Annotated in this window: 24 protein-coding genes; 10 read left to right on the top strand and 14 right to left on the bottom strand. The window is 72.6% G+C overall.

Translation table 11 applies throughout. From position 1 onward, the window contains the following. Positions 1 to 63: 63 nt before the first annotated feature. From ACZ4FV_RS46420 to ACZ4FV_RS46410, 3 genes are all read right to left on the bottom strand, one after another. On the bottom strand, positions 64 to 1,758 hold the full coding sequence (locus tag ACZ4FV_RS46420; protein WP_395866419.1) for a phospho-sugar mutase: 1,695 nt from the start codon (positions 1,756 to 1,758) through the stop codon (positions 64 to 66). 53 nt (positions 1,759 to 1,811) lie between these two features. After that, positions 1,812 to 2,621, bottom strand: coding sequence for a purine-nucleoside phosphorylase (locus tag ACZ4FV_RS46415; protein WP_395866417.1), 810 nt, complete (start codon positions 2,619 to 2,621; stop codon positions 1,812 to 1,814). 279 nt (positions 2,622 to 2,900) lie between these two features. Then, positions 2,901 to 3,341: a gamma-glutamylcyclotransferase family protein gene (locus ACZ4FV_RS46410; protein WP_395866415.1), complete on the bottom strand. Its 441-nt coding sequence runs from the start codon at positions 3,339 to 3,341 to the stop codon at positions 2,901 to 2,903. A gap of 36 nt (positions 3,342 to 3,377) precedes the next feature. Here ACZ4FV_RS46410 and ACZ4FV_RS46405 point away from each other — a divergent pair, with 36 nt between their 5' ends. Together ACZ4FV_RS46405 and ACZ4FV_RS46400 are read left to right on the top strand one after the other, a co-directional pair. Continuing rightward, the gene (locus ACZ4FV_RS46405; RefSeq protein WP_395866413.1) at positions 3,378 to 4,796 is read left to right on the top strand and encodes an NAD(P)H-quinone dehydrogenase; all 1,419 of its coding nucleotides are present in this window, start codon (positions 3,378 to 3,380) and stop codon (positions 4,794 to 4,796) included. Positions 4,797 to 5,316: 520 nt separating this feature from the next. Then, a complete protein-coding gene (locus ACZ4FV_RS46400; protein WP_020552647.1) occupies positions 5,317 to 6,135 on the top strand; it encodes a DeoR/GlpR family DNA-binding transcription regulator in 819 nt (272 codons plus the stop codon). Between the two features lie 21 nt (positions 6,136 to 6,156). Here ACZ4FV_RS46400 and ACZ4FV_RS46395 read toward each other — a convergent pair whose 3' ends face one another. Further along, positions 6,157 to 6,330 carry a hypothetical protein gene (locus tag ACZ4FV_RS46395; protein ID WP_395866411.1) on the bottom strand — a complete coding sequence of 58 codons (174 nt, stop codon included), beginning with the start codon at positions 6,328 to 6,330 and terminating at the stop codon, positions 6,157 to 6,159. Between ACZ4FV_RS46395 and ACZ4FV_RS46390 the strand changes: the two genes are divergently transcribed. Continuing rightward, positions 6,329 to 6,784 (top strand): hypothetical protein, encoded by a 456-nt coding sequence (locus ACZ4FV_RS46390; RefSeq protein ID WP_395866409.1) that lies wholly within the window; start codon positions 6,329 to 6,331, stop codon positions 6,782 to 6,784. The two genes, ACZ4FV_RS46395 and ACZ4FV_RS46390, sit on opposite strands and share 2 nt — an antisense overlap. Before the next feature lie 240 nt (positions 6,785 to 7,024). Here ACZ4FV_RS46390 and ACZ4FV_RS46385 read toward each other — a convergent pair whose 3' ends face one another. After that, entirely contained in the window at positions 7,025 to 8,794 is a 1,770-nt protein-coding gene (locus ACZ4FV_RS46385) for an acetyl/propionyl/methylcrotonyl-CoA carboxylase subunit alpha (protein WP_402230393.1), read from the bottom strand. Positions 8,795 to 9,006: 212 nt separating this feature from the next. Then, a complete protein-coding gene (locus ACZ4FV_RS46380) occupies positions 9,007 to 9,219 on the bottom strand; it encodes a hypothetical protein (RefSeq protein WP_395866405.1) in 213 nt (70 codons plus the stop codon). A gap of 222 nt (positions 9,220 to 9,441) precedes the next feature. Between ACZ4FV_RS46380 and ACZ4FV_RS46375 the strand changes: the two genes are divergently transcribed. Further along, positions 9,442 to 9,972 carry a GNAT family N-acetyltransferase gene (locus ACZ4FV_RS46375; protein WP_402230396.1) on the top strand — a complete coding sequence of 177 codons (531 nt, stop codon included), beginning with the start codon at positions 9,442 to 9,444 and terminating at the stop codon, positions 9,970 to 9,972. 64 nt (positions 9,973 to 10,036) lie between these two features. On the opposite strand, the gene ACZ4FV_RS46370 is transcribed toward ACZ4FV_RS46375, so the two are convergent. Then, on the bottom strand, positions 10,037 to 10,867 hold the full coding sequence (locus ACZ4FV_RS46370) for a helix-turn-helix domain-containing protein (protein ID WP_395866401.1): 831 nt from the start codon (positions 10,865 to 10,867) through the stop codon (positions 10,037 to 10,039). Between the two features lie 77 nt (positions 10,868 to 10,944). Next, positions 10,945 to 11,400 (bottom strand): hypothetical protein, encoded by a 456-nt coding sequence (locus tag ACZ4FV_RS46365; protein ID WP_395866399.1) that lies wholly within the window; start codon positions 11,398 to 11,400, stop codon positions 10,945 to 10,947. Between the two features lie 247 nt (positions 11,401 to 11,647). On the opposite strand from ACZ4FV_RS46365, the gene ACZ4FV_RS46360 reads away from it, so the two are divergent. After that, positions 11,648 to 13,333, top strand: coding sequence for a hypothetical protein (locus ACZ4FV_RS46360; RefSeq protein WP_395866397.1), 1,686 nt, complete (start codon positions 11,648 to 11,650; stop codon positions 13,331 to 13,333). Positions 13,334 to 13,380: 47 nt separating this feature from the next. Here the strand turns inward: ACZ4FV_RS46360 and ACZ4FV_RS46355 are convergent, their stop codons facing one another. From ACZ4FV_RS46355 to ACZ4FV_RS46340, 4 genes are all read right to left on the bottom strand, one after another. After that, positions 13,381 to 13,989: a Maf family protein gene (locus ACZ4FV_RS46355; RefSeq protein ID WP_395866395.1), complete on the bottom strand. Its 609-nt coding sequence runs from the start codon at positions 13,987 to 13,989 to the stop codon at positions 13,381 to 13,383. Between the two features lie 35 nt (positions 13,990 to 14,024). Then, positions 14,025 to 14,141, bottom strand: a complete 117-nt coding sequence (mmpB, locus tag ACZ4FV_RS46350; protein WP_395866393.1) for a morphogenic membrane protein MmpB — start codon at positions 14,139 to 14,141, stop codon at positions 14,025 to 14,027. 126 nt (positions 14,142 to 14,267) lie between these two features. Then, complete coding sequence (locus ACZ4FV_RS46345) at positions 14,268 to 14,465, bottom strand: acyl-CoA carboxylase subunit epsilon (protein ID WP_395866391.1); 198 nt, start codon at positions 14,463 to 14,465, stop codon at positions 14,268 to 14,270. A 71-nt stretch (positions 14,466 to 14,536) separates the two neighbouring features. Further along, positions 14,537 to 16,123 carry an acyl-CoA carboxylase subunit beta gene (locus ACZ4FV_RS46340; protein ID WP_395866389.1) on the bottom strand — a complete coding sequence of 529 codons (1,587 nt, stop codon included), beginning with the start codon at positions 16,121 to 16,123 and terminating at the stop codon, positions 14,537 to 14,539. 103 nt (positions 16,124 to 16,226) lie between these two features. Between ACZ4FV_RS46340 and ACZ4FV_RS46335 the strand changes: the two genes are divergently transcribed. From ACZ4FV_RS46335 to ACZ4FV_RS46325, 3 genes are all read left to right on the top strand, one after another. Beyond that, the gene (locus ACZ4FV_RS46335) at positions 16,227 to 17,045 is read left to right on the top strand and encodes a biotin--[acetyl-CoA-carboxylase] ligase (RefSeq protein ID WP_402230401.1); all 819 of its coding nucleotides are present in this window, start codon (positions 16,227 to 16,229) and stop codon (positions 17,043 to 17,045) included. Between the two features lie 234 nt (positions 17,046 to 17,279). Further along, positions 17,280 to 17,810: a PH domain-containing protein gene (locus ACZ4FV_RS46330; RefSeq protein WP_402230403.1), complete on the top strand. Its 531-nt coding sequence runs from the start codon at positions 17,280 to 17,282 to the stop codon at positions 17,808 to 17,810. A gap of 57 nt (positions 17,811 to 17,867) precedes the next feature. Then, positions 17,868 to 18,959, top strand: coding sequence for an adenylate/guanylate cyclase domain-containing protein (locus ACZ4FV_RS46325; RefSeq protein WP_395866383.1), 1,092 nt, complete (start codon positions 17,868 to 17,870; stop codon positions 18,957 to 18,959). A 49-nt stretch (positions 18,960 to 19,008) separates the two neighbouring features. On the opposite strand, the gene ACZ4FV_RS46320 is transcribed toward ACZ4FV_RS46325, so the two are convergent. Next, positions 19,009 to 19,404 (bottom strand): SRPBCC family protein, encoded by a 396-nt coding sequence (locus ACZ4FV_RS46320; RefSeq protein WP_395866381.1) that lies wholly within the window; start codon positions 19,402 to 19,404, stop codon positions 19,009 to 19,011. A gap of 460 nt (positions 19,405 to 19,864) precedes the next feature. On the opposite strand from ACZ4FV_RS46320, the gene ACZ4FV_RS46315 reads away from it, so the two are divergent. Further along, positions 19,865 to 21,580, top strand: a complete 1,716-nt coding sequence (locus ACZ4FV_RS46315; RefSeq protein WP_402230408.1) for a sensor domain-containing diguanylate cyclase — start codon at positions 19,865 to 19,867, stop codon at positions 21,578 to 21,580. A gap of 114 nt (positions 21,581 to 21,694) precedes the next feature. On the opposite strand, the gene fdhD is transcribed toward ACZ4FV_RS46315, so the two are convergent. Then, a complete protein-coding gene (gene fdhD / locus ACZ4FV_RS46310; RefSeq protein WP_402230411.1) occupies positions 21,695 to 22,543 on the bottom strand; it encodes a formate dehydrogenase accessory sulfurtransferase FdhD in 849 nt (282 codons plus the stop codon). Positions 22,544 to 22,740: 197 nt separating this feature from the next. Between fdhD and hutH the strand changes: the two genes are divergently transcribed. Then, on the top strand, positions 22,741 to 24,276 hold the full coding sequence (hutH, locus tag ACZ4FV_RS46305; protein ID WP_395866531.1) for a histidine ammonia-lyase: 1,536 nt from the start codon (positions 22,741 to 22,743) through the stop codon (positions 24,274 to 24,276). Positions 24,277 to 24,372 lie beyond the last annotated feature (96 nt).

The following is a 24,372-nucleotide window of genomic DNA, read 5'->3' as shown; positions in this document are numbered from 1 at the left end:
CGGGACGGTCGATCGACCGTCCCGCCCCGCTCGCCCACCGGTCCGTGTCGGCCGGGAGGCGTCCTACATGCCCAGCGTCGCGGCCAGGTCCCGCTTCAGTCGCTCCAACGCCGCGTACGCCGCCGCGCGGGCGCCGTCGACACCGACCTCGGCGATCCGCTTCGGGGCGACCACGACCTCCAGGTAGGCCTTGAGCTTGGGTTCGGTCCCGGAGGGCCGCACCACGACGCGGCCCGCGAGCAGGTCCACGCCGTCGCCGGCCAGCGTGTAGCGCAGACCGTCGGTGGGCGGCAGGCCGTCGGCCGGCGGGTGCAGCAGGTCCTCGGCGCTCGTCACGGCCAGCCCTCCGAGCGTGCGCGGGGCCCGCTCGCGCAGCCCCCGCATCGCGTCCGCGATCAGTTCGAGGCGATCCACCCGCACCGAATACTGGTCGGTCGCGTACAGCCCGTACCGGGTCGCGACGGCGTCCAGCAGGTCGGGGAGCGTGCGGCCGTCCCGCTTGGCGCGGGCCGCGAGTTCGGCCAGCATCAGCGCGGCGGTGACGCCGTCCTTGTCGCACACCCCGGCCGGGTCCACGCAGTAGCCCAGCGCCTCCTCGTACGCGAACGCCAGGTCGGGCACGCGGGCGAGCCACTTGAAGCCGGTCAGCGTCTCGGTGTGGGCGATGCCGTTCGCGCGCGCGATCGCGCCCAGCAGCGAGGAGGACACGATCGTGGTGGCCAGCACGCCGTCGGTGCCCCGGCGGGCCACCTCGTCGCCGAGCAGCGCGCCGACCTCGTCGCCGCGCAACATCCGCCAGCCGCCCGCGACCGCGGGGTCCGGTACCGCGACCGCGCACCGGTCGGCGTCCGGGTCGTTGGCGATCACCACGTCCGCGTCCTCGGCGAGCGCGGTGCGGAACGCGAGGTCCATCGCCCCGGGCTCCTCCGGGTTCGGGAAGGCCACGGTCGGGAAGTCCGGGTCCGGGTCGGCCTGTTCGGGCACCGGTCGAACGTCGGCGAAGCCCGCGCGGTCGAACGCGCCGAGCATCACGGTGGTGCCCACGCCGTGCATCGCGGTGTGCACGATCCGCACGGCGCGCGGCCCGGTCGGGTCGACGACGGTCACGGCGCGGTCGAGGTAGGAGTCGATCAACGCCTCGCCGAGCGTCTCCCAGCCGTCCTCGGCCATCGGCACGTCGGCCAGGGAGCGGACCGCCGCGATGTGCCCGGCGATCTCCGCGTCGGCGGGCGGCACGATCTGCGACCCGTCGCCGAGGTAGACCTTGTAGCCGTTGTCGCGCGGCGGGTTGTGGCTCGCGGTGACCATCACCCCCGCGACGCAGCCCAGGTGCCGGATCGCGTAGGCCAGCACCGGCGTGGGCAGCGGGCGGGGCAGCAGCAGCGCGTGCAGCCCGGCCGCCTCCATGACGGCGGCGGTGTCCCGGGCGAACACGTCGGACTTGTGCCGCGCGTCGAACCCGATCACCACCGCGTTGCGGGTCGCGGCGGGCGCGGCGGTGTCGGTGACGTACGCGGTCTTGAGGTACGCGGCCAGACCCGCCGCCGCGCGGATCACCACCGCGCGGTTCATCCGGTTCGGCCCGGCGCCCAATTCGCCGCGCAGCCCCGCGGTGCCGAACTGGAGCAACCCGGCGAAACGATCCGCGAGGCCCTCCCGATCGTCCGCCTCGAGCAACGCCTCGAGTTCGGCCCGGGTGTCCGGGTCCGGGTCCTCGGCCAGCCAGGCGCGTGCGATCTCGATGACGTCGCTCAACACGGACTCCTCGGTGCGGAAAGGATCAAAGAGGACGGGAACGGTGCTGCGGGCGCTCAGATGCGCGGCAGCACCCGGGTCAGCAGTCGGCCCATGCGCTCGGCGGACGCGCGTCCGGCGGCCAGGACCTCTTCGTGGTTGAGCGGCTCGCCGGTCATGCCCGCGGCGAGGTTGGTGACCAGCGAGATGCCCAGGATCTCGGCGCCGGCCTCGCGCGCCGCGATCGCCTCGATGGTCGTGGACATTCCGACGAGGTGCCCGCCGATCGCGCGGACCATGCCGATCTCGGCCGGGGTCTCGTAGTGCGGGCCGGGGAACTGCACGTACACGCCCTCTTCGAGGTCGGGCTCGACCTCGCGACACAACGCGCGTAGCCGCGGCGAATAAAGGTCGGTCAGGTCGACGAAGTTGGCCCCGACGATGGGCGACGCGGCGGTCAGGTTGATGTGGTCGCTGATCAGCACCGGCTGACCGGGCACGAAGGACGGGCGCAGGCCGCCGCAGCCGTTGGTCAGCACGACGGCCTTGCAGCCGGCCGCGACCGCGGTGCGCACGCCGTGCGCGACGGCCGCGACGCCGTGCCCCTCGTAGAGGTGGGTGCGGCCGAGGAAGACCAGCGCGCGGCGGTCGCCGATGACCAGCGAGCGGACGGTGCCGGCGTGGCCCTCGACGGCGGGCGGCGGGAAGCCGGGCAGCTCGGTGACCGGGAACTCGTGCTCCGGGTCGCCCAGCATGTCGGCGGCGGGCACCCAGCCAGAGCCCATGACGAGCGCGATGTCGTGCGTCGCGGCACCGGTGAGCCGCTGAAGGCTTTCGGCGGCCTCGGCGGCGGCCGTGTACGGGTCGTGGCTATCCAATACGTTCACATCGATGAGCGTAAATGCTGTACCCGCAAAGGGCGCGAGCGGGGTCTATGCGCGTAGAAGACTGTGATACGACCGCAATGACAGCGGGGGACGACTGGTGCGGGTTTGTGGCGATACGTCCGTTCAGATGATCCGGTCGGACCGGGATCGTGTCGGTCGCCACTCGGACGCGCGAGACCTCGACGCGGCGGGTGTACACACCTGGGGTCGGCCGCCCGAGGGTCGCCTCCGGCTCGGCCGGCCGGATCGGTCTTCGGGCCCGGCCGGGTGTGCCGCGGGCTACGTGCAGGGGCGGTTGCGGAGTTCCTTGACGTAGTCGTCGGGGGCGCCGGCGGACTCGGCCGACTCGGCGACCATGCCGAGGTAGCGCGCCGAGGGCAGGCCACCCTCGTAGTCGTTGAGCACGTACAGCCACGCGACCTGCTCGCCGAACAGGGACTCCACCCGGACCCGGACCTTGCGGTACAGGCCCAGCGGCATGCCCTCCCACCGGTCGAGGTCGGGCTCGTCCATCTCGGCCAGGTCGTACAACGCGACGAATACCTGGGACAACTCGTCCTCGACGACCGTGGCCAGCGATCCGTCCCAGCCCAACTGCTCGCCGCCGAAGGTCAGCCGCCAGCCGGGCAGCCAACCGGTGTGGCGCAGAGGGGAGTGCGGGGCACGCCGAGCCATCTGCCGCGCGTCGAGGTTGCTTGCGTACGCGGCGTAGAGGGGCATGGCCGCAGCCTACGCGACGCGCGGTCATGGGAGAGAATGACACCCGTGACTCGGATTGTGATCGTAGGCGGAGGACCCGGCGGGTACGAGGCGGCTTTGGTCGCGGCACAGCTCGGAGCCGAGGTGACGGTGGTAGAGCGCGAAGGGGTGGGTGGTGCGGCGGTACTGACGGACTGTGTCCCGTCCAAGACCCTGATCGCCACGGCCGAGGTCATGACGAACTTCGCCGACTCGCACCACGAGCTCGGCATCTACGTCGACGACGGCACCCCGGGCACGCTGGATCGCCCGATCGTGGGCGTGGACCTGGGCGTGGTCAACCGACGCGTACTGCAGCTGGCCAAGGCCCAGTCCAACGACATCGGGCAGAGCGTCACCCGCGCCGGCGTGCGGGTGCTGCGCGGCACCGCCCGGCTGGACGGGCCGCGCCGCGTGGTGGCCGACCTCGCCGACGGCTCCGAGCGCACGCTCGACGCGGACGCGATCCTTATCTCCACCGGCGCCCACCCGCGCGAGATCCCGGGTGCTGAGCCGGACGGCGAGCGGATCCTGAACTGGAAGCAGATGTACGGCCTGTCCGAGCTGCCGCGCGAGCTGATCGTGGTCGGCTCCGGGGTCACCGGCGCCGAGTTCGCCGGTGCCTACCAGGCGCTCGGCTCCAAGGTGACCCTGGTCTCCAGTCGCGACCGGGTGCTCCCGGGCGAGGACCCGGACGCGGCCGAGGTGCTCGAAGGCGTCTTCCGGCGGCGCGGGATGCGGGTCATGTCGCGCTCGCGCGCGGAGAGCGTCAAGCGGGACGGGGACAGCGTCATCGTCACCCTGACCGACGGTCGGATCGTCGAGGGAAGCCACTGCCTGGTCGCGGTCGGCGCGATCCCCAACACCGCGGGCATCGGGCTGGAGGAGGCCGGCGTCTTCCTCAAGGACACCGGACACGTGCGGGTGGACCGGGTTTCGCGCACCACCGCGAACGGGGTGTACTCGGCGGGCGACTGCACCGGCGTGTTCGCGCTCGCGTCGGTGGCGGCGATGCAGGGCCGGATCGCGATGTACCACATGCTCGGCGACGCGGTGGCGCCGCTGAATCTCAAGGCCGTGTCCTCGAACGTGTTCACCGACCCCGAGATCGCCACGGTCGGATATACCCAGGCCGCGATCGACGCGGGCGAGATCGACGCGCGCGGCGTCAAGCTGCCGCTGTCGCGCAACCCGCGGGCCAAGATGCAGGGCATTCACGACGGCTTCGTGAAGCTGTTCTGTCGGCCGGGCACCGGCATCGTGGTCGGTGGTGTGATCGTGGCGCCGCGCGCGAGCGAGTTGATCCACACCGTCGCGCTCGCGGTGGACCTGCACCTGACGGTCGACCAGATCGCCAGCGGATTCACCGTCTACCCGTCGCTTTCGGGTTCGATCGCGGAAGCCGCCCGGCAATTGCACCGGCGCGAGCGTTCCTGACCAAGCGGCCGAATCGGCCGGGTCGAATCCGCCGGGTGGATCCCGGGGTGTCGGGCCGATCCTTATCGGCGCGGGACACCCCGGGCGGCCCCGATGTCAAGATCATCGCAGCCCGGGCCGGGTGGCTCCGGCGCGCGAGGGGCGCGCGTAATTCGGATTCCGCGCCCCTGTGCACTCCACTTACGGGTGGCTTTTCTCGAACATCCGCTGTCCTTCGGGGCCGCCGCGCATACTCGAATCGGACCGGGTGTGATCGCCTCCTCGCGGTGTGTTCGGCGTCCGTCGAGACCGGCTGACGCGGAATCAAAATCTGTGTACAGCAGTGCTATCCGCTTCCCGGTGAGCAGCGTTATGGTTGGCCCTCGCGAACGCTGCGGCTTCGCTGCGCCCGGAAACCGAAGCGGTCTTATCACTTTGATGAACAAGTTCGGGTAAGAGTCGCAAGCGGCTGATAAGAGCCGGTCGTTCGCGTTACCTTCGTCACGTGTTCGCAGCAGAGCGTCGTCAACTGATTCTTGAAATGGTGCGGGCCAACGGAGCGGTGTCCCTTCGGGAGCTCGCCCGGGTGGTCCAGACGTCCGAGGTGACGGTTCGGCGGGACGTGCGGGCCCTGGAAGCCGAAGGGCTGCTCGACCGTCGGCACGGTGGAGCGGTACTGCCCGGTGGGCTGTCCCGTGAGCCGAGCTATTCGCAGAAGACCCACCTCGCGGCGGCGGAGAAGGCGGCCATGGCCGACCTCGCGGTCTCCCTCGTCGACGAGGGGGACGCGATCGTCGTGGGCGCCGGCACCACCACGCAGGAGCTGGCCCGCAGGCTGGCCCGGATCCCGGGCCTGACCGTGGTCACCAACTCCCTTCTTGTCGCGCAGGTCCTCGCCCACGCCAATCGGGTCGAGGTCGTGATGACCGGCGGCACGCTGCGCGGGTCGTCCTACGCGCTGGTGGGCAGCGGAGCCGAACAGGCCCTCGCGGGTCTGCGCGTGCGCCGCGCGTTCGTGTCCGGCAACGGGCTCACCGCCGAGCGTGGCCTGTCCACCCCCAACATGCTGTCCGCGAGTGTGGACCGCGCCCTGATCCAGGCCGCCCACGAGGTCGTCGTCATGGTCGACCACACCAAGATCGGTGTGGACACCATGTTCCAGACGGTGGCCCCCGAGCGGATCACCCACCTCGTCACCGACGAGGACGCTCCCGGTCCGGAGAGCGAGGCCCTGGCCGAGCTGGGCGCACAGGTGCACATCGCCCCCCTTCCGCAGCGAGCCGTCCCCGGCGCCCGCGCGGAGTTCAACGGGGAGCGGATGCGCGACATGCGCGTCCCGGGGGTGATGCCCGACCAGTGAGCAGGACCTTGCCGCCAGGTGTCACTCGCCGACCGCCCGGCGCCCCCCGGGCAACGCGCGCCGCACCTGTTCGACCAGGTCTCCGCCGAAGGCACCGAACCCCGTCGCCGACCACACGCTCCGCTCGGCCGGGACCTCGTAGTAGGGCAGGTACGCCCCGTCGGCGACCCGCGCGGTGAGGATGTCCGGCACCATGCGCTCGCTCCCGGCGACCGGACACGCCCAGCACGCCGGTACCGGCGCGGTCAGTCCTCGCATCACCCATCGCATCGTGGCGTGCGCTGCGCCGTGCAACGGATTGAACAGACACCGACACCTCGAACCGACGATCCGGGCCGAGCTCGTCGACGGAATCGGCCGCCGCGGCCACTTCCAGCGCCCGGACTCCGTGCCACACCAACACCCACGCGCCCGCGAGATCGGGGAGATCGTCGGCTTCCCGCAACACCCACGAAGCCGCCTCGCCCGCGTCCAGGGCCCGCAGTTGTGCCGCCAAGGTGGCCGGCCGCTCGGCCGGTACGAGCGCCTGCGTGCGCCGAGCCAACTCGGCGAGTCGTTCGATCACGTCTTCGCGCAGCCACACGACCAACTCGGACCGTGCCCGCTCGAGCAACTCGGGCGGGACCGAGAAGACGGCCGGTTCACTTGACGCGATGGCACGCGGGGACGGGTGCGACGAGCGGGCGCCGCGTCGACGATCGGACCACCGCACGCCCAGGGCGGCTCCGGTGCCGCCGGCAGCGCGGACGGTGGCGATCAGGAACCAGTGGTCCACGCCGAACCCCCTCCGGCGTGCGCATGGACGACCGCCCCCGCGCCGACGTGTCGGGCGGGGGCGATCGTGGCGTGCGTCGGGATCGTGGGTGATCCCGGTGGGTGTGCGCCCGGGTCAGTCCTTGATCTCGCAGAGCACCGCGCCGGACGTGACCGTCGCGCCGACCTCGGCGACCAGGCCCTTGACCGTGCCGGACCGGTGGGCGTTGAGCGGCTGCTCCATCTTCATCGCCTCGAGGACCACGATCAGCTCGCCCTCGGCGACCTGCTGACCTTCCTCGACCGCGACCTTGACGATGGTGCCCTGCATCGGGCTGGCCAGCGAGTCGCCGCTCGCCGCGGCGCCGGCCTTCTTGCCGCCGCCGCGCTTGGGCGCCTTCTTCCCGGCGGCCGGGGCCGCCGCGCCGGACGCGCCGAGGCCCGCCGGAAGGGTGACCTCGAACCGCCGACCGTTGACCTCGACCACGACGGTCTCGCGCTCGCCGGCCTCTTCGGCCCCGTCCGCGCCGCCGCCGAACGGGGCGATCGTGTTCTCGAACTCGGTCTCGATCCACCGGGTGTGCACCGTGAACGCGTCGGTCGAACCGTCGAGCTCGGGCGCGAACGCCGGGTCCACCACCACCTCGCGGTGGAAGGTGAGCGCGGTCGCCATGCCGTCCACGACGAACTCGTCCAGCGCGCGCTTGGCCCGCTGGAGCGCCTGCTCGCGGTCGCGGCCGGTGACGATCAGCTTCGCCAGCAGCGAGTCCCACGCCGGGCCGATCACCGAGCCCTGCTCGACGCCCGAGTCCAGGCGCACGCCCGGGCCGGACGGCGGCAGCCACGTGGTGACCTCGCCGGGGGCGGGCAGGAAGCCACGCCCCGGGTCCTCGCCGTTGATCCGGAACTCGAACGCGTGCCCGCGCAGCGGCGGGTCGTCGTAGCCGAGCACCTCGCCGTCGGCGATCCGGAACATCTCGCGCACCAGGTCGATGCCGGTGACCTCTTCGGTGACCGGGTGCTCGACCTGGAGGCGGGTGTTGACCTCCAGGAAGGAGATGGTGCCGTCCTGGCCGACCAGGAACTCGCAGGTCCCGGCGCCGACGTAGCCGGCCTCCTTGAGGATGGCCTTGGACGCGCGGTACAGCTCGGCGTTCTGCTCGTCGGACAGGAACGGCGCGGGCGCCTCCTCGACGAGCTTCTGGTGCCGGCGCTGGAGCGAGCAGTCGCGGGTGGACACGACCACCACGTTGCCGTGGGTGTCGGCCAGGCACTGGGTCTCCACGTGCCGCGGCTTGTCCAGGTAGCGCTCGACGAAGCACTCGCCGCGGCCGAACGCGGCCACCGCCTCACGCACCGCCGAGTCGTACAGCTCGGGGACCTCTTCGAGGGTGCGAGCCACCTTGAGGCCGCGCCCGCCACCGCCGAAGGCGGCCTTGATGGCGATCGGCAGGCCGTTGGCCCTGGCGAACTCCACCACTTCCTCGGCACCCGAGACCGGGTCCGGGGTGCCGGCGACCAGGGGCGCGCCGGCCCGCTGGGCGATGTGTCGGGCGGCCACCTTGTCACCGAGGTCGCGGATCGCCTGCGGCGGCGGTCCGATCCAGGTGAGGCCGGCGTCCAGCACGGCCTGGGCGAATTCCGCGTTCTCCGACAGGAACCCGTATCCGGGGTGGATGGCGTCCGCGCCCGAGTCCTGGGCGGCCCGCAAAACCTTGGCCACGTCCAGGTAACTCTCGGCCGGAGTGTTCCCGCCGAGCGCGTGGGCCTCGTCGGCCACCCGCACGTGCAGAGCATCCCGGTCCGGCTCGGCGTAGACGGCCACACTGGCGATACCGGCATCCCGGCATGCTCGGGCGACGCGGACCGCGATTTCCCCACGGTTGGCGATGAGTACCTTGCGCACGATCTGGCTCCCTCCTCAACTGCGGAGAGTCTAGGGATTCGGAGGCGGGCACCCTCGGCCGCCCCACCTCGTCATGGGTACGGCTACCCGCCACGTTCATGGCCATCGGTGGAGCTGCCGGCCACGTTGCCGGTGGGGTCAACGTACTCCGGACGAGGTCGGCGCCGACGCTCGGGTACGGCTGTAACGTGTTTCAGTTTATCGTCGTCCGGTCAGCCGCCCAGGCAATCGCCGCCGGACGCGTGTCCGAGCAGTCCGCTCTCGGGTACGTTCGCCCCGGCCATCTTCCCGCAGTGCTTGCAGGCCTTGGCCCACGGATTGCCGGTCGGTCCGTCGGGCCCGTACTGATACACCCACTCGTGGTCGTCGTGACCCTCGGCACACATGTCCCACGCGTTGCCCGGTTCCCGCACGTCTCGCGTCATTCGCCCTCTCCTCGCGTCTGTCGTGCGCAGGCTACGAGCGCACACGGGCAATGGAGGCCGAAACACGCGAATCGCCTGGCGCCGGGCCGGGGGTGGGGTGTGTGGGTGGGGGCGGGGCGGTTGCTCGACCGGGGGTATTCGGGCCGTGGTGTTTCCCCCGGGCGGGGCCGGCTGCCACGATGTGAGCGTCTACGGCATCCCATGCCTGGGCAGGAGGTACTGGTGGCAGAGGTGTTCTTGCGCCGGCTGACCCGTTGGCAGGCCGACCAACAGCGGGAATCCGTCGCGGATACGTACGTCAAGAGCTACGGCGAGGATCCGCCGGGCCGCCCCGATTTCCTGCGGCGCTATGCCGAGCACATCCAACAGCCGGGGTTCGAGATGGTGGTCGCGAACGGCGCCGGCGCGGCCGGTTGCACCTACGGCTTCCCGCCTCGACGGGCGAGTGGCTGGTGGACCGGCTTCCACGGCGACCTGCCCGAGGACGTGGCCGAACTGGCCTCGGCCGGAAAGGTGTTCGTGATCGTCGACCTGATGGTCGTGCCGCAGCACCGGCGGCAGGGGCTGGCCGGCCGGATGCGGGAGAGGCTGCTCGCGGGCACCGACGCGAAGTTCGCCGCGGTCCGGGTGCACCGGGACAACCACGCGGCGCTCGCCGCGTTCCGCTCCTGGGACTGGGCCCGACTGGGCGAGTGGCAACCCGACCCGGTGACCGAGCCCGCCGAGGTGTGGGGATACCGGATCCGCGCCTGAACCCGGGGCCCGGGACGCGCGCCGCCGCGGTCGCTCGCCGTGCGACGGTCCGCGCCGCCCGGGGTCAGTCGCCGTGCAACTCGCGCAGGATCTGCCCGGTGCGCTTGTCCGCGGGATAGAACGACTCGATCGAGATCTCGGCCACGGTGATGTCGACCGCGGTGCCGAACGTGGCCACGGTGCTGACGAAGGACAACACCTCCCCGCCGAACCGGATGCCCAGCGGGATCGCCGGCGCGCCGGGGCCGGCCGCGTTCGGCGGCTCGCCGCCCGGGTAGCCGCTCACCTCGTCGTACAGCGCCTGCACCAGCGGGTCCGCGGTGATCGCTGCCTGCCGACGCAGCCGGTGCAGCAGGTGCGCGCGCCACTGCGCGAGGTTGACGATCCGCGGCGCCATGCCCTCCGGGTGCAGGCTCACCCGGTAGGCGTTCAGCGGGTCGGTGAGCAACTCGGGGGCGACGCCCTCGGTGAACAGCGCGATGCTCGGCGTCGCGTCGACGATGTTCCACGCCCGGTCCACGATCACCGCCGGGAACGGACCGTGCCCGACCAGGATCTGGCGCATCGCGGCCATCACCGCGTCCAGTTCCGGCGCGTCCAGGCGGCTCTCGTTGTACACCGGCGCGTGGCCCGCCGCCTGCAACATGCGATTGCGTTCGCGCAGCGGGACCTCCAGGTATTCGGCCAGCCGCAGCACCATGTCCCGGCTGGGCACCGCGCGGCCGGTCTCGATGAAGCTCAGGTGCCGGGTGGACACCTCGACCTCCACGGACAACTCCAATTGGCTCAACCGCCGGTGCTGCCGCCAGTGGCGGATCAGCTCGCCGCTCGACCGCCGGCCGGCGGCGCGGCCGGCGGGCCGCTCGGTGGCGATGCCTGCGCTTCCCGAACTCATGGCACCAGACCGTACGCGGTGTTCCACGATCTCGGCACGGTGCGTCCGGAACGGTCCGCCGGCTCCTCTGCGTACGGTCATCGCACGGACTTGCGTGCCTTGCGCAGGGCGAACATCTGGACGTCGGCGAAGCCGAGCACCGCGATCGCCTGGAGCACGATCAACGTGGTACCCAGGCCGGTCGGGTCCATCCAGCCCGCGACGGCCGTCAGCACGCTGTCCGCGAACCACAGCAGGTTGAGTCCGATCACCACGCGCACCGCGGTGCGATGCGGCGTGGCGCGCGCGGCCACCCGCCAGACGCCGAGCGCGTAGAGCACCAGGAAGGCGCCGAGCCCGGCCAGGAAGGCGGTGGACAGGCCGAGCGCGCCGTCGAACGCGGCGCAGCCGACCAGCGCGGCCAGGCCCACCGCGCCGGTGGCGATCGCGTCGAGCCGAAGCGCGATCCGCAACAGGCCGGTGTCGCCGCGGACGGAGCCGTCCGCACCGGAACCGGCGGCCGCGAGTGTGGAGTGCAGGGACTGGGCGCTCATGGGATCCTCCAGGGTCGATTGCCGACATCGACGACTGTGCTGGAGCCCGGGTGGGGCGGTCGATTCCCTCCGAGGTAATGTCCGGCGATCGACGGGCCCGCGCGGGGGCCGGCGCACGGACGTTCCGAGGGATGGTCGAGGGACTTCCGGCGAATCCGAAACAGGCGGGTCCGCGTCTCCCGCTTCGGGAGCGGACGAGCGTCGTCCTTCCCTAAGCTGCGTGTAAAACGACCCGGGGGAGACGGCCATGGCCGGCGGAGTGGTACGCAAGGCCTACGAGGCCGGCGCCGGATTCGCGGAGGGCCGCGCGCGGCGCCCCGAACCGGTGGGCCGGCTGTCCCTGGAGTGGGTGCCCGGTGTGCTGCTGGTCGTGCTCGGCACGGCCGCCGCCCTGGTACTGCTCCGGGCGGGCATCGACCCGTCCGCACCGGCCCCGGCCGTCGCGGACCCGGACACGTACGGGTCGGCGCCGGCGCCGGTGAGCCCGGGCGCCGGCGACTGGTCGGTGTGGGACCTGATCGCGGTGTTGTTGCCGTGGGCGGTGCCGTTGGTGATCGGCGGGGTCGGGCTCACCGACAGCGTGTTCACCCACCGCCGCGGCGCGGTCGGCGGCGTGCTGGTGATCGGCCTGGCCGGCGCCGCGCTGACCACCGCGCTCGACCCGATCGCCGCGCACTACGACGGCTCGGGCGACGCGCGCTGGCTCGGCTTCGTGTACCTGCTGCGGTTCGGCTTCGCCGTCCAGGTGCTGGTCGGCGTGGTGTTGTGGATCCACCTGGCGGTACCCCGGCACCAGGCGCCGTTGAACGCCGCGTTCGCGGCGACGCTCGCGGCGGGTGTGCCGCTGCTGTTCGTGCTCGGCGGGCGGGACGTGCTCGACCCGATGTGGGAGTCCGGTGCCGGTCTACAGACCTGGCTGCCGCTCGCCGCGTTCGGCTACCTGCTGATCCTGCTGCCCACCGGTCGGGTCCTGGTGCCGCCGGGGCGCGGCTGGCAGGAGTCCCAAGTGGGCGCCTTCGGCGGGGTGTTCCTGCTCGGCCTGGCCGGCGTCGGGGTGTCCGCCGCGACCATCGTGATGGGCGACGACAAGCCCCGGGTGCTCGGTCTGTGGCCGATCGTGGCGCTGGCCGGCTGCCTGGTCGCCGCGCTGCTGACCTACCGGGTGGACGGGATCCGCTCGGTGGCGGGCGCGCTGCTGGCGATGGCGGTCGGGCTGGCCGCGTTCCCGGCCGCGCTGTTCGCCTGGGACCGCACCGAGGGCAATCCGGGCCTGGGCCTGGACGGACCGGGCGAATACGTGCCGTGGCTGCTCGGGCTCACCGTCGCGGGCATCGTGGGTGCGGTCGCGGCCCGCATGCTGGGGTCGTACGCGATCGGCCTGGCCGCACTCGCCCTGGTCCTGGCCGAGTTCATCGGTCCGGCGGCCGGCTCCGGGCATCAGCTCGCGGTGCGCTGCGCGGGCGCGGCGGCGATCGGCGTGGTGGTCGGCGGGCTGCGTCCGGAGGCCGCGATCGCGGGATTCGGGCTGGGCGCGGCGTGCGGACCGGTGTGGCCGGAGCTACAGGCCGCGTCGGCGGACTACGCGTGGGTGGAGTGGCTGACCAGGAAGCCCGGCGGCGTACCGCTGCCGCTGCTCGTGCTCGCGGCGATCGCGCTGCCGCTGGCGGTCCTGGCCGGGATGCGCGGCACGCCCACGCCGCCCCCGCGAACCGGTCCCGGGCGCGGGCCCGGATCCGGCCCGGTCGGCGCCCCGGTGCCCGGTGGCGGTCCGTGGGCCCCGAACGCCTACGCCGAACCCGCCCCGCAGCCCTATCTGCCGCAGCAGCCCGACGCCGGCTCGTACCAACCGCAACCGCCGTCGTCCGGGCTGCCCAACCTGGGCCCCGGCCCGGTCCGCCGGGACCTGAACCGGCCGGACGGTTCCGCCTCCTGAGGATCGTCGGCGCCCGGGGCGGAAGCGCCCCGGGCCGCGTCGCCCGATCAGGTCCACAGGTCGACGATCCGCACGCCCACGCCGTCCAGGAGCCGGCGCAGCAGCGGCAGTGACAGGCCGATCACATTGCCCGGGTCGCCGTCGATGCCGTCCACGAACGGCGACGCGTACCCGTCCAGGGTGAACGCGCCCGCCACGTGCAGCGGTTCGCCGGTGGCGATGTACGCGGCGACCTCGTCGTCGGACGGCGTGCCGAACCGCACCGTGGTGGCCCCCACGTCGGACACCCGCAGGCCGCTGCGGCGGTCGATCACGCAGTGCCCGGTCAACAGCACCCCGGAGCGCCCGCGCATGGCCTGCCAGCGGGCCAGCGCGTCGGCGGCGTCGACCGGCTTGCCCAGCGCACGACCGTCCAACTCCAGCACCGAGTCGCAGCCCAGGACCAGTTCGTCGGCGCCCAGGTCGGCGGCGACCGCGTCGGCCTTGGCCTCGGCGAGCAGCAGCGCGAGTTCGCGCGGGGAGGCGGCGGTGAGCGCGTCCTCGTCGACGCCGCTGACCACGACCTTCGGATCGAGCCCGGCGTCGCGCAGCAGCTTCAGGCGCGCGGGGGAGGCCGAGGCGAGCACGAGGGAACGGGAGGGGGTGCGGTCGGTCATGCCGCCAACGTACCGGGCGCCGGATCGCGGGCCGGTCACAGTCCGAGCAGGAGCAGGCCGAGGATCACCACCACGGGCAGGATCCACACGGCGCGCCGAAGCTGGGCCACGGCGCGCCGGGTTTCCTCGGAGAACTCGTCACGCTCACGCATGCGTCCATCGTGGGCCGCGCACCACGGTGCGTTCTTGAGTACGGGTACTCAAGTCGGGTCGTGCGATAGACCGACAACGCATATGCCGATGGACCGAATGGCCGATCGTCGCAGAAACGGGCTCGGTCAGGACGGCCAGGCGCTCGCGCGCCAGGCCCCCGGCCCGGGACGCAGTTGCCGGCGCACCAGCCGGGCCGGCGCGTTCCACTGCGAGGGCGCCGCCGGCTCCGGCGCGACACCGCCGCCGCGCGCCTTGGCCGCCACCACGGTGACGATCACGGCCAACTCCTCCGGGGTGGGTTCACCCCGCACCACCTTGATCATGGGGACCTCCAGGCCCTGACCGGGTCGGCCCGCCGCGCACGGCGCCGCGGGACCGACTCGGTGTGGTCCGACTACAGCGGGATGTTGCCGTGCTTCTTCGGCGGCAGCGTCTCGCGCTTGCCGCGCAGCGCGCGCAGCGCCTTGACCACGTGCGCCCGAGTCGAGGACGGACGGATCACCGCGTCGACGTAGCCGCGTTCGGCGGCCACGTACGGGTTGCACAGCGTGTCCTCGTACTCCTGGATCAGCCGCGCGCGGGTCGCCTCGGGGTCGTCGGCGGCGGCGATGGTGCGCCGGTGCAGGATGTTCGCCGCGCCCTGCGCGCCCATCACCGCGATCTGCGCGGTCGGCCAGGCCAGGTTGACGTCGGCGCCCAGGTGCTTGGAGCCCATCACGTCGTACGCGCCGCCGTACGCCTTGCGGGTGATGATCGTCACCAGCGGCACGGTGGCCTCGGCGTACGCGTAGATCAGCTTCGCGCCGCGCCGGATGATGCCGTTCCACTCCTGGTCGGTGCCCGGCAGGAAGCCCGGCACGTCCACGAAGGTCAGCACCGGGATGTTGAACGCGTCGCAGGTGCGCACGAAGCGCGCGGCCTTCTCGGACGCGTCGATGTCCAGCGTGCCCGCGAACTGCATCGGCTGGTTGGCCACGATGCCCACGGACCGACCCTCGACCCGGCCGAAGCCGACCACGATGTTCGGCGCGAACAGCGGCTGGACCTCCAGGAAGTCCGCGTCGTCCAGGACGTGCTCGATCACCGTGTGGATGTCGTACGGCTGGTTCGCCGAGTCCGGGATGAGCGTGTCCAACTCGCGGTCGTGGTCGGTGGTCTCCAGGTCGGCGGCCTCGTCGAAGGACGGGGCCTCCTCCAGGTTGTTGCTCGGCAGATAGGACAGCAGGCCCTTGACGTACTCCAGGGCGTCCTTCTCGTCCGCGCCCATGTAGTGCGCGTTGCCGGACTTGCTGTTGTGCGTGCGCGCGCCGCCGAGGTCCTCCATCGTGACGTCCTCGCCGGTGACCGTCTTGATCACGTCGGGACCGGTGATGAACATCTGCGAGGTCTGGTCGACCATCACGACGAAGTCGGTGAGCGCGGGCGAGTACACGTGGCCGCCGGCCGCCGCGCCCATGATCAGCGAGATCTGCGGGATCACCCCGGAGGCGATCACGTTGCGACGGAAGATCTCGCCGTACAGGCCGAGCGAGACGACGCCCTCCTGGATGCGCGCGCCGCCGCCCTCGTTGATGCCCACCAGCGGGACGCCGGTCTTGATCGCGAGGTCCTGGATCTTGACGATCTTCTCGCCGTACACCTCGCCCAGGCTGCCCCCGAACACGGTGACGTCCTGGGAGAACACGCACACCTGGCGACCGTCGACCGTGCCGGAACCGGTCACGACGCCGTCGCCGTAGGGGCGGTTGGCCTCCAGGCCGAAGTTGGTCGAGCGATGCCGCGCGAACTCGTCGAGTTCGACGAACGAGCCCTCGTCGAGCAGGTACTCGATCCGCTCGCGCGCGGTCATCTTGCCCTTGGCGTGCTGCTTCTCGACCGCTCGGGCGCTTCCGGCGTGAACCGCCTCGTCGATGCGACGCTCGAGGTCGGCCAGCTTCCCGGCGGTGGTGTGGATGTCGGGATCGCCCTGTACTGGGTCCATCGTGCTGGCTCCTGTCAAGTCGAACGGCGGCGATCGGTAGCGTAGCCGCGCCACGCCGGCGAGCATCACCGCCCTGCCCCGCGGTGCCTTCTAGGGTGATCGGATGGACTCTCCTTTCACGGATCTGGACCGCCCGCCCCTGAATGAGGCGGCGCTGCGCCGGGCCCTGCTGGTACCGGGTGGATTGTGGCGCGAGGTGGACGTGCTGCCCGAGACCGGATCGACCAACGTCGACCTGGCCCGCAGGGCGGACGAGGCGGAGGGCCTGATCCTGGTCGCCGAGTCGCAGGTGGCCGGGAAGGGCCGGCTGGACCGGCGCTGGAGCGCGCCGCCGCGCTCGGGCATCGCGGTGTCGGTGACGCTGGCGCCGAACGAGGTGCCGGTCGCGCGCTGGGGCTGGCTGCCGCTGCTGGCCGGGGTGGCCGCGGCCGCGGCGGTGTCCCGGGTGGCCGGTGTGCAGGCACGACTGAAGTGGCCCAACGACCTGCTGGTGGGCGAACGCAAGCTGGCCGGGATCCTGGCCGAGCGGGCTGGCGCGGGCGTGGTGCTGGGCATCGGCCTGAACGTCTCGCTGCGCGAGGAGGAACTTCCGGTACCGACCGCGACCTCGCTGCTGCTGGCCGGCGCCGAGAGCATCGACCGGGATCCGATCCTGCGCGCGATCCTGCGCGAGCTGGAGGACTGGTACACCCGCTGGCGGCTGGCCGGCGGCGACGCGCGTACGAGCGGCCTGCTCGCCGCCTACACCGGCGCGTGCGCCACGATCGGGCGCCGGGTCCGGGTCGAACTCCCGGCGGACCGCACCCTGGAGGGCCCGGCCACCGGCATCGACGACGACGGTCGGCTCCTGGTCACCACCACCGACGGCCCCACCGCGGTCGGCGCCGGCGACGTGGTCCACGTCCGCCCCACCACCGACTGACACCCGCCCCACCCACCCCACCCGCGCCCACCACCGGCCGCGCATCGCACGTTCGCCCTTTCCCGCCACGCACGCCGCGAGGCCGGCTCGGCTCCACCCCTCGCCCGCGTTCCGCAGCCTCCGCACCTTGCGCAACGGGTGGGCGGGTGGGCGCAAAAACCGTGCCTTCGGCACGCCTCCGGGCCTCCCGCCCAAGGGACCCGCACAATCGTGGGTGACCCATCAGGAGGCCCGGTGTTCCCCATCACAGCCGAGGTCGACGACGACACGCTCTTCGTCGTGCGTCCGCACTGGATGCACCTCGTCCGCCCCGCCCTCGCCCTGTTCGCCACCGTCGCGGTCACCGGCTTCCTCGCCGCGCTGACCCCGCCGGACGCCGCCGCCGGCTGGCTCCAACCCGCCGTGCTCCTGGCCGGCCTCGCGGTGCTGATCCGCTGGAGCGTCGTCCCGTGGCTGGCCTGGCTGGGCACGCTGTACTCGGTCGCCGCCGACCGGCTGACCGTGCGTACCGGCACGGTGACCCGGGAGATCCGGGTGATTCCGTTCGCGCGGGTGGAGGACGTACTGGTCGAGCACGAGTCGTTCGCGGACCGCGTGCTCGGCGCGGGCACCGTCGTGCTGGTGCCGGTCGGCGACCGGGACCAGCTCGAACTGCCCGGTCTGCCGCGCGTGGTGCGGCTGCAGAGCGAGCTGCTCGTGCTCGTACGGCGGGCCGCCGCCGAGCGCGGGAAGCAGCCGGCTCCGCCCGACCCCGAACCTTTGTGACCCCCGACACGTAGTGTGGCTCCGACGAGACCATCCTTCGCACACCGGTGGAGCCACATGCCCGAGGAACGGACCCGCGTGGAGCCCGGCGCGGGCGCCGGGGCCGACGCGGCCGATCAGCACGCCCTGCCCGACCTGTCCGACATCGAGGCGGTCAACAACACCATCGCCGACGTCGAGCAGGTCGTCCTGGGCGCACCCCGGCGATACACCTCGGGCCAGGTCGCCGACCTGGTCGGAGTGCCCCTCGACGAGGCCCGCAGGTTGTGGCGGGGCCTGGGCTTCGCCGACTTCGGTCCCGCCCGCGCGTTCACCGACGCCGACGTCGCGGCGCTCAAGCACCTGCGCGAGCTGACCGAGTCCGGGCTGCTGCCGGCCACGGTCGCGGCGCAGTTCGTGCGCTCGGTCGGCCAGACCATGGCCCGGTTCGCCGAATGGCAGACCGAGGCGTGGGTGGAGTACATCGGCAACGAGCTCACCGGCAGCCGCTCCGAGCAGGTGGTCACCACCGCGGGCGACGTGATGCTCGAACTCGAACCGCTGGTCATCTACGCCTGGCGGCGACACCTGGCCGCGGCCAGCTCGCGGGCGATGCAGGGCCTGACCGATCCGCAGACGGTGGGCCAGTCGCTGGCCGTCGGCTTCGCCGACCTGGTCGGGTTCACCCGGCTGTCGCGCAATCTGGAGGAGGCCGAGCTCGGCCGCCTCGTGCAGACCTTCGAGGACACCGCCGTCGACGTGATCGCCGAGCAGGGCGGGCGGCTGGTCAAGACGCTGGGCGACGAGGTGCTGTTCGTGACCTTCTCGCCGGACTCGGCGGTCGAGCTGGGCCTGCGACTGGTCGAGGCGATGGCACAGGAGGAGATCCTGCCCGCGCTGCGGGTGGGGATCGCGTACGGCCACGTGCTCTCCCGGATGGGCGACGTGTTCGGCACCACGGTCAACCTGGCCAGCCGGTTGACCGCGCTGAGTCCCAAGGACGCGGTGGTGGTCGACCGCGAACTGGCCGCGGCGCTGGAGGGCGACAACCGCTACGAACTGCACCCGATGTGGCGCCGCCCGGTGCGCGGCCTGGGCCTGGTCGAACCCTGGACGGTCTGCCGCCCGGGGAGCCCGCTGCCCGATCCGCTCGCCCCGGCGGTCGGGTGAGGCCGGGATCCGGTCCGGGACACCCGGCGCCCCGGTGTCCGCGACGCGGTCAGGCGAAGGCCGCCCGCAGGTCGCGCAGCGCCGGCCGCATTACCACGTGTTCGAGCTCGCGCAGCACCGCGAGTTGTTCGGCCGGCGTGCTCTCGAACCGGACCGACCACACCACCAGGCACATCGTGCCGCCGGCGATCGATTCGAGTGCGAGCCGGCCGAGCAGCGGCAGGCCGTCCAGCGCCCGGTAGGTATAGGTATGGCGTGCCGCGTCGTGCGAGACCAGCCGTTCGCGCACGGTCGAGCCGTCGGGTCTGCGGACACGTCGTTCGTTCCCGTCGTGCTCGTCCACCGGCCACGGGTACCACCCGGACGGGTCCTCGAAGTCTCCTACTGCCTCCCAGATCCGGATGGCCGGTACGTCGATCGCGGCGATGACGGAAAGCGTGGGCACGCGTCGCTCCTTCGGGCTGTGCCCGCGACCGTACTCTTTCGGTCGAGATCGTGGGACCCCTCCACGTTGTCTTCACAACCTCGTGCCCCGATGCGTCCCGTCGCGCTACGGAGCGGACACGGGGCGTTGCGGGCGCGAGGCACAGGAGTAATGTGCGCAGGACGCGAAGCCGGGGTATACAAGCGCTTCGCTCGCACCGGAGCGAGCCCCCGGGCTCACGCGCGGGCGCACGGCGGCCACGTCGGCGCCGGCCGGGGCCCACAACTTGGAACACACGCGAACAGCGACCCGTCGAGGTGGCGGCATGACGCGGGTGCACGTTGCCGTGAATCGGGCAATATATGACATATCCTCTGGTCTCGGTGCTGGTGGATTGGGGGTGAGAACCGTAGCTTCGCGACCCGATTCGAGCGCTTCCGGAACCGAGGGTTCGGGCGGCCTGCCCGACGATCTGCCGGGCATGCCCGGAGACACGTGCCCGGAACCCGTCGCCCTGGTCGAGGGACCGGACGCGGCCCGCAGGCTGCACGCGATCATCCATCTGGCCAAGACGCTCGCCACCACCCACCACTTCCCCGAGGTGGTCCGGGTGTCCGCGGCCCAGGCCCGGTCGGCGATGGGCGCCGCGCACGCCTCGATCTCGGTCTGGGAGCGGGACACCGGACGGCTGCGCGTGCTGGTCAACGACGGCGAACTCGCCGAGGGCGAGGAACCGCTGCCGGCCGCGGAGACGTACCCGGTCACCGACTTCCCGGACATCATCGAGTCCGAGTCCTGGCCCACCACGTGGTCGCGCTGCGTGGACGATCCCGAGCACGCGCGCGACCCCGAGCGGGTCGCGGCGATGCTGCGCCGGGGCCGGCACGACTGCATGGTCGCGCCGATCATGGTCGAGGGCCGGGTGTGGGGCGAGCTGTACCTGGCCCGGCGCTCCGACCAGCCGCGGTTCGAGCCGGTGGACGCCGAGTTCGCCGGGGTGCTCGCCGCACAGATCTCGGCCGGGCTGGCCCAGGCCGAGCACTTCGAGCGGATCGAGAAGCTGGCCTTCACCGACCCGCTGACCGGCCTGGCCAACCGGCGCGCGATCGACGCCCGGCTGGACGAGGCGATGGCCCGGCACTACCGCGACGGCGTCGTGGTCAGCCTGATCGTCTGCGACGTCAACGGTCTCAAGCGGCTCAACGACGAGCGCGGCCACGACGTCGGCGACCGCCTCCTGGAGCGGTTCGCCGACCAGCTCTCCGCGTGCGGCGCGATGTTGCCGGGGGCGATGGCGGCCCGGCTCGGCGGCGACGAGTTCTGTGTGCTCGCCGAGGGCTATCCGCCGGACGACGTGGTCGCGGTCGCCGAGGAACTGTGTCGGCGCGCGCTGCGGATGCACGACGGCGAGGGTGTGGCCTGCGGCGTGGCCTCCACCGGCGATCCGGTGGGCCCGGTGACCAGCGCGGACCGCCTGTTCCGGCTCGCCGACGCGGCCCAGTACCGGGCCAAGGGCTCGCGCTCGACCCGGCCGGTGGTCGCCGGGCGCGGCCAACAGCCCGACCTGACCCTGTCCCTGGCGCGCGAGGCGCAGGACGACGCGCAGGCCGAGGGCCCCGGCCCGCACCGCGACCGCCGCCGCTTCCGCGGCGCGCTGCACAACGCCGAACCGGGCCGGTTGCTCGCGGCGGTACTCGCGGTCCTGGACGAGCGCGAGCCCAAGAGCGTGCACCGCGCGGACACGCTCGGCCGGCTGGAAATCGTCGCCGACACCTTCGCGCGGATGCTGGACGGGGTCGCGTGGTGGGTGTCCTACCTGCCACCGGGCGGCCGGGTGCTGCGCACCGTGCGCTACTCGATCCACCGTTTGACCGGCGCGCAGAGCCAGGCGGGGCAGCGCTACGACGCGGTCACCGCCGAATACGACCTGGCGCACTATCCGGCCACGGCGCACGCGGTGCAGGGCGGCAGCTTCGTCGCCGAACTCGGCGACCCGGGCACCGACCCGGCCGAGGAGGACCTGCTCCTGGTCGGCGGCTACAAGGCGATGGTCGCGGCCGGCGGCAGCAACGCGGCGGGCGGCTGGCTGGTCGAGGTCTACGCCGACGACCTGAGCCTGAGCGTCACCGGCCTGGCCCCGGTGCTGCGCGCGCTGGTGGCGGTCGCGCTGACCGGAGGCGCCTCGCTCCCGGAGTGACGGCGAGGACGGGCGCCCGGCTTCCGCGGCGACCGCACGCACCGGCCCTTCGCCGACACGGTGACCGCGACTCTCGCAAGGACCCGGGCGGCCGGGCTCGGACCGCCCCCGCGATCAGGCCGACGGCCGGGACGAGCGCACCGTGACCCGATCCTGGTGGCTGTACACGTTCGCCGAGCGCCCGCGCAGGAAGCCGACCAGGGTCACCCCCGCGTCCGCGGCCAGGTCCACCGCCAGCCCGGACGGGGCGGACACCGCGGCCATCACCGGCACCCCCGCCATCGCGGCCTTCTGGGTCAGCTCGAACGAGGCCCGCCCGCTGACCATCAACACGTGGCCGGCCAAGGGCAGCAGGCCCTCGCGCAGCGCCCAGCCGACCACCTTGTCCACCGCGTTGTGCCGACCCACGTCCTCGCGCACGCACACCATGTCGCCGGCCGCGGTGAACAGGCCCGCCGCGTGCAGGCCACCGGTGCTGGCGAACACCTTCTGCGCCGCCCGCAGCCGATCGGGCAGCGCGTACAGCACCTCCGCGTCCACTCGAACCGGGTCCGCGAGCACGTCGAAGCGCGACATCCGGCGCAGTCCGTCGATCCCGGTGCTGCCGCAGATCCCGCACGCGCTCGAGGTCCACACCCCGCGCATCAGGCCCGGATCCGGGGCGGGCACGTGCGGCGCGAGCACCGCGTCCACCACGTTGTAGGTGTTGTGGCCCTCCTCGTCGGTGCCCGCGCAATAGCGCATCGCGGTCAGGTCCCCGGCGGCGCCGATCACGCCCTCGGCCGCCAGGAACCCGGCGACCAGGTCGAAGTCGTCACCCGGTGTGCGCATGGTCACCGTGATCGTGCGCCCGCCGATCCGGATGTCCAGCGGCTCCTCGGCGACGAGCGTGTCGGTGCGGGTGACGGCCGGTGCGTCGCCGCCCAGTCGCAGGACCTTGTGGCGAGAGGTGACCCGACCCACGGCACTGCCTTTCCTCGGTTGTCTCCGGGCGGTCGGATCCGCTCCGGACGGCGCACGACCGGTGGCACGGAAACGACGCGAACGTGCCGTACGCCTTCCGGCACGGTAGCCGCCCTGGCGTTGTCGCGATCCATGCACATAATGTTCGAGTGAATAATGATCTGCACAGCGCCCCCGAGACCGCCCCCGCCACCGTCCTGATCGGCGAGGCCGGGATGTCCCCGCAGGACGTCCTCGCGGTCGCCCGCGCCGGCGCGCGCGTCGAACTCGCCGAGAGCGCGATCAAGGCGATGGCCGCGTCGCGCGCGGTCGTCGAGGGCCTCGCCGCGCGCACCGAACCCGTGTACGGGGTGTCCACCGGCTTCGGCGCGCTCGCCGTCCGGCACATCAGCCCCGAACTGCGCACCCGACTCCAGCATTCGCTGGTCCGCTCGCACGCCGCCGGAATGGGCCCCCGGGTCGAGGACGAGGTGGTCCGCGCGCTGATGCTGCTGCGGCTGAAGACGCTGTGCTCGGGACGCACCGGGGTACGGCCGATCGTCGCGCGGACCATGGCCGGACTGCTCAACGCGGGCATCACGCCGGTGGTCCGCGAATTCGGCTCGCTCGGGTGCAGCGGCGACCTGGCGCCGCTGGCGCACTGCGCGCTCGTGCTCACCGGCGAGGGCGAGGCGGCCGGTCCCGACGGTGTGGTGCGACCCGCCGCGGAACTGCTCGCCGCGGCCGGGCTGGAGCCGATCGAGCTCAAGGAGAAGGAGGGCCTGGCCCTGATCAACGGCACCGACGGCATGCTCGGCATGTTGTTGATGGCCGGGGCCGACCTCGCCCGCCTGTTCACCACCGCCGACATCACCGCCGCGATGACGATGGAGGCGCTCCTGGGCACCTCCCGCGTGCTCGACCCGGCGCTGCACGCCATCCGCCCGCACCCGGGCCAGGCGGCCAGCGCGGCGAACATGCTGCGGGTACTGGAGGGTTCGGCGCTGACCGGGCACCACCAGGACGCCGCGCCGCGCGTCCAGGACGCCTACTCGGTGCGCTGCGCGCCGCAGGTCGCGGGCGCCGGCCGGGACACCCTCGCGCACGCGCTGCTGGTGGCCGACCGCGAACTCGCCTCCGCCGTGGACAACCCGGTGATCCTGGAGGACGGCCGGATCGAGTCCAACGGCAACTTCCACGGCGCGCCGGTGGGCTACGTGCTCGACTTCCTGGCCGTCGCGGTGGCCGACCTCGGCTCGATCGCCGAGCGACGCACCGACCGCCTGCTCGACCCCTCCCGCTCGCACGGCCTGCCCGCGTTCCTCGCCGACGACCCCGGCGTCGACTCCGGCCTGATGATCGCGCAGTACACCCAGGCCGCGCTGGTCTCCGAGTGCAAGCGCCTGGCGATGCCCGCGTCGGCCGACTCGATCCCCAGCTCGGCGATGCAGGAGGACCACGTCTCGATGGGCTGGAGCGCGGCCCGCAAGCTGCGCCGCGCGATCGACAACCTCAACCGCATCCTGGCCATCGAGCTCACCACCGCCGCCCGCGCCCTGGACATGCGGGTCGCCGCCGGCCTCGGTGCGCCCGCGCCCGCCACCGCCGCGGTGATCGCCGCGCTGCGCGCGAGCGGCGCCGAGGGGGTGGGCCCGGACCGCTTCCTGGCCCCCGACCTGGAGGCCGCCGACGCCTTCGTCCGGGCCGGCAAGGTGATCGAGGCCGCCGGCTCGGCGGCCGGCGAGCTGAACTGACCCCCGCGCGCCGAACCGACCCGAGCGCGCCGATCCGAACTCGCGTCGGATCGGGCAGGATTGCCTGGCGCGGACCGCCGCCACCCGCGGCGGTCC

The sequence above is a fragment of the Embleya sp. NPDC025285 genome, from assembly GCF_055558835.1.
The sequence above is the reverse complement of the archived record's forward strand: the minus strand, read 5'-3'. Positions and strand labels throughout refer to the sequence as shown.